The sequence below is a fragment of the Nostoc sp. 106C genome (assembly GCF_002154725.1).
Lineage (GTDB): Bacteria > Cyanobacteriota > Cyanobacteriia > Cyanobacteriales > Nostocaceae > Aulosira.
Window position 1 is genome coordinate 1 of sequence record NZ_MTAW01000143.1, and the last position, 6,996, is coordinate 6,996.

Sequence of the window (6,996 nt, forward strand, 5' to 3'; positions counted from 1 at the left end):
TCACAAATTTTATAGATTTGCAGATGAGCTTCAGCAATGCGGTGAGCAGCCAAATGTAAAGGAAGGGGAGCATTAGGCAAAGAAGCTAGAGATTGAGCTGTGGCTTGGACAAAAATGTATTTATTAACAGGAATCGACTCACCAAGTCGGTCAGAGCCATTAAAAATCAATTGATGAGCAACCATCTCCAAGCGCCACCGACCCTCAGCTAATTGTGTAGGTTGAGAAATTCTCTGAATCACCAATATCTGCTCAGTTGATTTATTAAAATTATCTAATTGTTTGTGGGAAGTTAAATTATTAATTTCTGCTTGTAATTTTGGCTGAAAATCATCACTTACCAATTGGGAACTAATATCCCAAACAGTCTTTGGCGGTTGTTGCTGTGACCAAGTTAGCATCAAAGTCATAGTTTCACCAACAAAACGCCGAATCGTTTCTGGATAACGTGCTAAATTCTCCTGGGGGTCGACTGTAATCGCACGACCATCAATCAGTTGTACCAAACTTTGCAATGTAGTTTGCTGATTTAACTGCTGCAAGATATTCCAATGAAACATCAATACTAGCAAAGTCAACACATGTAACCCTAATGTACCTACTGCAAACAGTGGTAAGATACTCGTTTTCTTATTTTCTGATTTAAGTAGTTGCATTATTTATCTGATAAAGTTTCCAGATTTTTGTTCAGTCAAACATTGATTAGATTTAGCACCACTCGAGTTATCATAAGCATCTAACAAACATAAATTTCGCATTTCATAAATCTCCAATCTCTCAGCACGCACCGCATAAATCGCTTTTTGTAAAACCGTGGTTTGATCTGCTTGCGGATAATCAAAATAATCGATTGCACGCACCAACAAATCTTTATTAAAAGGCACAATCAATCTTTTGCCATCAGCTTGTTTATTTTGAATCAAGTCAGCCACCATCCCCACCTCCCATTTACCAGGTGCAATTTGTTTTGGTGGATAAACCCGTTTAATAATTAATTGTCCAGAAATAATTTGTTGGGGATTATTCGCGAACACTTCTGCTGGTGTCATATCCGCAATTTGGCTAATAAAACCCTTACGAAAATCTTCAGCAAAGCCAAAACTAGCTACCCAACTACTAGTAGTTACTTTTTGACTGCCACCAGATGGTGTTTTAATTAATATTCCCAAGTCTGGTTTCGGTTTACTCACCTCTTCAATAGTTTGTGGTGGTATTGTTCCTGACCAGTTAAATATTGATGACATCGTTTTACTAACAAATTGGCGAATCATCTCTGGATCTCGCGCTAAATCATCAGTAGAACTAACAGCTTGACCATCAACCATCTGCACAAAATTCGGCTGTTTTCGCAAACTCAGCTGGCGAATATTCAAACCTTGAAATATCAAAAACAGCAACACTAATAGATGCAATCCAAATGTCGAGATCGCAAAAGTTGTTAACAGACTAACCTGAGGTTTTTTCTTCTCTAATAACCTTACCATCTACACCCTCTGTTTTACCCAAGAAGCTGTATTCCCAATCGCATTAAAAACCGCAAATCCGCCAGCCGCCGCCACTAATAAAGATAAAATTGGTGCCAATATCCCCAAAAAAATCATGAACCACATTAAATCCGGATCGGCATTGACATCTTGTGCTGGACCATTAACTATGACTGCGGCAGTTAAAACAGCAATAATATTGAATGAAATCTTGGCAATTCCTACCGATATAAACCCAGTCAGCCAAGCAAAAATTGGTTTACCCGCTACAGGTAGTAAAGACCCACCTACCGCTAACGGTCCTAAAGCTGCTATCAGTAACATCGTCGCCTCCATGAGATTTTGGAAAGCATATTGTAATGAAACTAAAAAGTTTTTTATACTAGTTTGGACTGTCGAACCTAACAAAGCATTAAATGAAGTTTCGGAAATATTTCCTGTACCATAACTAATCTGATTTACTTTATTTTCTAACCGTTCAATCCAGGTTTTATTTCCATATAAATTTTTATATTCTTGCCAAAGGTTATTAATTTTTGCCGTCGCTTTAGCAAAGCATTGAGATTGTTGTTCACCACTCAAAGATTGACAAGGACGTAGTAAAGAACCCGCTACATCTTCTGCCACACTCATGTTCAGCGCTTGCTGATAAACGGAATTCGCATCTGCTGTGGTCACTACCTGCTGATTCACAGAATTAATAAAGTTGCGTACTCCAAAAGTTAAGCTAGAAAGAATACTGCCATCTCCAGAATTAGTTAACAGAATCACCACTAAAAACGGCCAGATCATCGATGATATCGGTCGAGAGTATTCACTTTCTAAAACATCTTTCAACCATTGGAGGAGGAAAAATAATAAAGTTCCCACTGCAAAAAATATTCCCAGATTTGTTAAGGCACCATATATATTTTCACTGGGATTTTTCTGTAATAACTCTAGCCATTGATTCTCCCAACTTTCGGCAATACTTTTGGCAGTTGTCGCGCCATTCCCGAGAATATCGTTGATGCCTGTATCCGCAGGAATTTGGAGGATATAAAAATTATTTGACCTTGGCATTGGCGGTTAATTATTCTCCTTCCTCCCAAACAAATCCATTTGCGAAGTTGTACGTAAAAGCCGCGCAGCTTCCGCTGAAGAATCTACTCTCTTGGCACGATTATTCTCTTCCATTTGTTGAGAAATATTTGCCAAATTTAAATTAGAATATTGCAAAAAGTGATTGGTCTGCATTGTTTGCGCTAATGTTTCCCCGACAATTTTAGATTGCTGACTTTGAATTTTGATATTTTGGAGTTGTAAATCAGATTGACCAGTATTTAGTAACGCACCTAAACCCGGAATACTACTAGCACTCAGTTGACCTATTTGTTGTTGAATATCATTGAGAAAATTTTGATGGCTATTGTCAGCTGATTGCGCTATTTGAGCAATATTGTCTAGTGTTTCTTTTGTAGCTTGTAACTTAATTTTTGTTCTAATTTGTCCGTTCTTTCCCAAAACACTCGCTACCGAACTGCGCGTAATTAGCCGATTGATTTCATTATTAGCTGTTGTCGACTTGAGTACCGAATTATTATCGAATTTATCTGAAATTGAATTGAGGACAATCACATCACCCAGCCGTTCACCTGCCGCAACTGGATTAGGTACATTTAATTCTCCTGTAGCTTCATTGAGTGCATTTTGAGATTGCAGTTCTACAGGCTTTAAAGTTTCACTCAAATTATTTTTAAGATAGTTTTGTAAGTCTCCAGAATAGGATTGAAAATCAGCTAAAACCTCGCCTAATTGTGCCATTGCTGGCATTGTTATCAGCAATCCTAAACCTAAAGTAAGAATCAGCGTTTTTCGCATAATTTCCTTCCCTAAAATTCTTGATGATATTTCCTTGTGCCTTCTGCTTTATGCATAATTAACTTCCGCGTAATGAAGCCACTAATTGACGTGCAAATACAGAAATTGCTTCATATTTATCACGATGTTGTTGCATTGCTTGTTGACGTGCAGATTGTTCGTGGGGATTATTAGCAACTACAGCCAGCTGTTCGTAACCGGGATAATAGCGACAGAAAGTATAAGTTCCGTTATCATCTAGCAACCATTGACTATAAATACCCTCTTTGCGCGGGAAGAAGCTTTCTGTGGCATTACGTGCAATAATTTCCTTGGGATATTTCAAGATGTCGACAAAGCTATCTACCGCTACTGGTTGAATGCGTCCAATTAATCTGGTGGTAAGGTTTTGCAAAATTTTCGATGCCGCTTTGGATTTGGCAATGGTATCGGGGTCTTGTGCAGATAAAATGACGCGAATTCCGGCTTTCGCACCGTTCGCACAAATTCTACCTACCAAGTTGGCGATTTGCTCAAATTCAAACAGAATTGGTGCTTCGTCAATAAAGAAAATCGAGGCGGGACTGCTAAGTGCGCGACGCAAGGCGGCGGAGTAAGCACTCAAGGAGAGTACAGCTGCATCTTCACTATCAGATAAATTTCGCAGTGCAAATACTAACAGTTTGGCATCAGTGCGAAAGCTTGATGGTGCGGAAATTGCTTGTCCTACACGGCTAGATAGCCAAAACCGCAAGCGTAGCTGAATTTGACTCAACGCATCTTCAACTCTGCTACTTACTGAATCGAGTTGTAGATGTTCTTCAGAACAGAAATTTAAGAAATCTTTGAGTGTGGGGGTTTTTTGCCAAGCTGGAGAACCAAAACCACAAGCCATTGCTTCGCTATAGCGCTGTTGGATATGGCGATCGCGAAAAAATGCTGTTAGTGCTAAGTTAATTAAAGAGCGTACAGTTTGCCCTAGGAGTTGGTTTTCTGTGGATGACCCCAATACCATTGTCATCAGCGCTGATTCCAAGAAGGCGGTATAATCAAGCATCCGGTCTCGTTGTTCTTCTGCACTTAACTGACGCAAATCAGGCTGTTCAAATAAGTTATTCGATTGTTTAGAAATATCAAAATAAGCGCCATTCTCCCCCATAAACTCTGTGTAGTCTGTGAAGGTAGATGTGCCATCGGGTTTGGGAAAATCTAAGGCGACAACTGGAATATTATGGGCTAATGCTTGAGTTAAAATCCCTGATACTAACACTGATTTTCCGGCTCGAGTTGTGGCAAATAGTGCTAAATTTTTGTGTTGAGTAAATAAATCCAAATGCACAGGTGTACCGCCTTCGGCGGCAATTAATTCAAAGCCTTGACTATCACCTTTTCTAGTTAATACCAAAGGCATTAATCCGGGAACTTCACTAGTTAAATATAACTGTCGCCGATTAAAGGGTGTGACTAATAAACCTTCCCAGACTATCGGTAAAGATTGCAGCCAGATTTTCCAAGCATATTCTGTTTCTCGAATTACCTTGGCTGGACGTTGAAAACAGTTTTCGATATATCTTGTGGCTTCATCTAATTGCTCAACGCTGGAACGATGTACAAACATCGCTATACTTGTATATATCGGTACGGCTCCTTCATACAATTGCTCTTGGGCAGCTACCGATTTTTTTAATTTTAATTGCGCATTCACATCAATTGTTCGACTCTTTTCTTGAGCCATGATTGCTGTCATATTCGACTGCTTCAAGACTCGTTGTAAGGTAGTTTTTACTAACGCGGGATTTGCCGCAGTTAGCTGACAAAAAATCTCTGTATCTACTACTGTTTCTCTTGATAGTAGTTCCCAGAGATAGCGCAATTGCGAAGATTTATTTCCCCAACCTCCGGGTTTTTCTAGAAATGTTAGCGCTCCAATATAGCGATTGTTAACATTCACCCAACGGCGGTCTGCGCAAGGAACACCAGACTCCATCAATAAAGTTGTACTGTGAATATTGTCTACTAAAAGTTTGGTACTAGCTAGGTCTGAATAAACTTGTTCTTGTAGCCCATTTTCATCTAATGTCAGTAATTGGGGAATATCTATGGGTGGTGTATCGTTAAATCTTCGCCAAATTTCTCCCCAGAGTTGTGTGGCTGTTAATGGCTTAATATCTAAGCCCATTTTGTTAGATAAAAGTTGTTCCCAACGGCTAAAACCTTGCTTATATGCGTTGGTAATTACTGTTTCTAGCCGCTGGTTTTCTACTTCAGCTATATCTCCTTTAAATTTCAACCACCAGGTTTCGGTTCTGGCTAATAGCTTCTCGATTAAATCATCGGCATTGGCGGCATTTGGTTCGACTGTGTAAGTTACATAAATCCGCAGAAATTTCGGTTTCCGAATGCCGGAGTTTGTCAGTTCTTTGGCTCTGGCTCTTTCTGCCATCAACAAGTATTTGATATCTCGTGATGACGTACTCTTCGCTAATGCTGTTAGTTCTTGTTGTCGTTGTTTGTCGTCAATAAAAGACCCTAAATGCAGTGTCATTTTTTCACCGCTAGGGATGTCTTTTAACCCGGCTTCTATGTTGTCAAAAATGGTATCAATTTCTTCGGCTCTGAGGGTGCTATGAATCCCACGACAATCAAAACCAAAAACAAAGCAAAATCTGTCTTTTTGGGTGCCTTTGGTGAGAATATACGCGCCGATATCACGTCTATTGAATGAGACGCGCAGCATTGTTGCTAAGTGTAAGGCGTCTTCAAATGGTGTTAACCTTGTGTTGCCGACGGCGGTAGCGATGCTTTGTTTTCCGATTTTTTGCTTCATGATTTACTATTAGCAAGCTTTGATAACGCGCAAAGCCTCTTGTCCATGTAGGAACACCGATAAATTTACTTAAGAAACTCCAACTTCTCCCACCAGTTAATATCCACCAGGTTGCCATTCCCCAACCTGCTATTAGCACTGTCCATAACCATTTTTTAAATTCGTCTGCGAACAGTCCGCCAAAGATGCCGTTGATGATGAAGTAGGCGCACAGGGCGATGACTGTCCACGGTAAGATTTGATCTGCTGGTAATGGCCCTAGTGATGGTTGGCTGCCTAATATTTGATTGACTGGTCGAAAGTCTTTGTCTGGTTCAGTAGTCATTACAAAGCGCTCAATTATTTATTCCCGCTACCAATGACAAACCCTGTTAATACATCCGCAATTGTGACTGCAACCACAACTAATAAGGGTGTTCTGGCGATATTTTGCCAATCTTCGTCTTTGCGCACGGCGTTGACTACTCCAATTAAGGCGACTGCGATATAAAGTAGGTATAGTGCCCGCAAAACGTTGAATACTAATCCTACGGCTGCTTGGGTGTTGCTGTTGGTGTTTGAACCCGATGTGAGTGTGTTTTGGAAGAAGTCTTCCGCTTTTTTGAAGAATTGTGCTTGTGCTGGCGCGGCGAAGTAGTCTAGCCAGAATATGCTCAACAGTGTCACTACGGCGATGATTTGCACTATGATTAATTTTCGCTTTGGTATCTCTAATTGCTGCCCAATTCTCTGGGTTATGATTGCGATTAAGCTTCCCATTAATAGGCAAAATAGCAGCACTGGGCTTTTTAGGCTGATCACGCTCACTAATACTCCACACGCTACCATCATTGGTATTGTTTCAAT

The 6,996-nt window shown here is 40.1% G+C and carries 7 protein-coding genes; all 7 read right to left on the minus strand.

The features are described 5' to 3' along the window. Positions 1–656: hypothetical protein (locus tag BV375_RS22010; RefSeq protein WP_086764222.1), on the minus strand; the 656-nt coding region annotated here is incomplete at its 3' end. A gap of 3 nt (positions 657–659) precedes the next feature. Further along, on the minus strand, positions 660–1,484 hold the full coding sequence (locus BV375_RS22015) for a hypothetical protein (protein ID WP_086764224.1): 825 nt from the start codon (positions 1,482–1,484) through the stop codon (positions 660–662). Further along, positions 1,485–2,546: a hypothetical protein gene (locus tag BV375_RS22020; RefSeq protein WP_086764226.1), complete on the minus strand. Its 1,062-nt coding sequence runs from the start codon at positions 2,544–2,546 to the stop codon at positions 1,485–1,487. It abuts the gene before it with no gap. 6 nt (positions 2,547–2,552) lie between these two features. Continuing rightward, on the minus strand, positions 2,553–3,344 hold the full coding sequence (locus BV375_RS22025) for a hypothetical protein (RefSeq protein ID WP_086764228.1): 792 nt from the start codon (positions 3,342–3,344) through the stop codon (positions 2,553–2,555). Positions 3,345–3,402: 58 nt separating this feature from the next. Next, positions 3,403–6,150 carry a hypothetical protein gene (locus BV375_RS22030; protein ID WP_086764230.1) on the minus strand — a complete coding sequence of 916 codons (2,748 nt, stop codon included), beginning with the start codon at positions 6,148–6,150 and terminating at the stop codon, positions 3,403–3,405. Then, the gene (locus BV375_RS22035; RefSeq protein WP_086764232.1) at positions 6,083–6,475 is read right to left on the minus strand and encodes a hypothetical protein; all 393 of its coding nucleotides are present in this window, start codon (positions 6,473–6,475) and stop codon (positions 6,083–6,085) included. The genes BV375_RS22030 and BV375_RS22035 overlap by 68 nt, the downstream gene beginning before the upstream one ends. A 14-nt stretch (positions 6,476–6,489) precedes the next feature. Continuing rightward, positions 6,490–6,996, minus strand: a 507-nt coding sequence (locus BV375_RS22040; protein WP_086764234.1) for a hypothetical protein, incomplete at its 5' end; no start/stop codon positions are given.